This is a genomic window from Blastococcus sp. TF02-09 (assembly GCF_003319105.1).
Lineage (GTDB): Bacteria > Actinomycetota > Actinomycetes > Mycobacteriales > Geodermatophilaceae > Blastococcus.
Genome location: NZ_QOHH01000027.1, coordinates 1 through 1,343, shown reverse-complemented (window position 1 = coordinate 1,343; position 1,343 = coordinate 1). Strand labels below are relative to the sequence as shown.

Here is a 1,343-nt window from a genome sequence, read left to right as displayed (position 1 = left end):
CTGACAGTGAGGATGTGGGCGAGCCCCGCAGCGGTCGTTCCTGACCCACCGACTGACTGACTTCGGGTCTTCAACGGGATCTGTCGGTTCGGTCCGCTGCGGGGCTCGCTTGCACTCACCGGTCGAGGGTTCGTGACCTCATAGGAGCTTGTGCCAGCAAGCACCCGTCACTGTCTTGTCCGCTCGCTCGGCGGTGCGTGCCGCCCTTGCCCGGTCGAGTGAGAAGGACGGCGATGACCACCATCGCAGAACCGTTGCCTGCTGCCCATGCCGCTGTCGGGAGCACCGGAAGTGACCCGGTATTCGGCGGGGTGGACACCCATGCCGACACCCACACCGCAGCGGTCATCGACGCCGCCGGTCGGATGCTGGCCCACCAACAGTTTCCTGCCACCCCGGCCGGCTACGGCCAGCTGGCCGATTGGCTGGCTGACCACGGGCAGGTGCAGCGGGTCGGCGTGGAGGGCACCGGCGTCTACGGCGCCGGCCTGGCCCGCCATCTGGCCGCTGCGGGCATCGAGCTGGTCGAGGTCGACCGACCCGACCGCAAGATCCGCCGGTTCGCCGGCAAGTCTGACCCGATCGACGCCGAGGCCGCCGCCCGTGCGGCGCTGGCCGGGCGGGCCACCGGCACCCCGAAAGCCCGGACCGGCCCGGTCGAGGCCGTGCGCGCGCTGCGGGTCGCCCGCCGCAGCGCCGTCGGGGCTCGCGCTGAGGCCCAGACCCAGCTGAAGGCGCTGCTCATCACCGCACCCGAACCGCTGCGCGGCCAGCTGCGCGGACTGGGCCTGCGCCAGTTGCTGACCACCTGCGCGGCACTGCGCCCCGACCACAGCCGGATCGACCAGCCCGAGCAGGCGACCAAGACCGCACTACGCACCCTGGCCCGCCGCCACGCCCAGCTCACCGCCGAGATCGACGACCTCGACGCCCAGCTCACGCCGCTCGTGCAGCAGATCAACCCCGCCCTGACCGGCGCGAACGGCGTGGGCACCGACGTCGCCGGACAGCTGCTGGTCACCGCCGGGGACAACCCCGACCGGCTGCGCTCGGAGGCCGCGTTCGCCGCGCTCTGCGGTGTCTCCCCGATCCCCGCCTCCTCTGGGCGCACCCACCGCCACCGGCTCAACCGAGGCGGCGACCGGCAAGCCAACGCCGCCATCTACCGGGTCGTGCTCTGCCGCATGCGCTGGGACCCCCGCACCCGCGCCTACGTGCAACGACGCACCGCCGAAGGACTTTCCAAGAAAGACATCATCCGCTGCCTCAAGCGCCTGATGGCCCGCGAGCTCTACTACCTGCTCACCTCACCCAAGACCTCTTGACGATCCATAGGAGCATCC

General features: G+C 71.3%; 1 protein-coding gene. It reads left to right on the top strand.

Annotated features, from left to right (window positions below; all coding sequences use genetic code 11):
* Positions 1-233: 233 nt before the first annotated feature.
* Positions 234-1,325, top strand: a complete 1,092-nt coding sequence (locus DQ239_RS20000) for an IS110 family transposase (protein WP_233489524.1) — start codon at positions 234-236, stop codon at positions 1,323-1,325.
* Positions 1,326-1,343: the final 18 nt, after the last annotated feature.

What these genes read in the sequence shown, in the direction of transcription:
- DQ239_RS20000 (WP_233489524.1), top strand. Translation starts at nt 234, where the DNA reads ATGACCACCATCGCAGAACCGTTGCCTGCTGCCCATGCCGCTGTCGGG.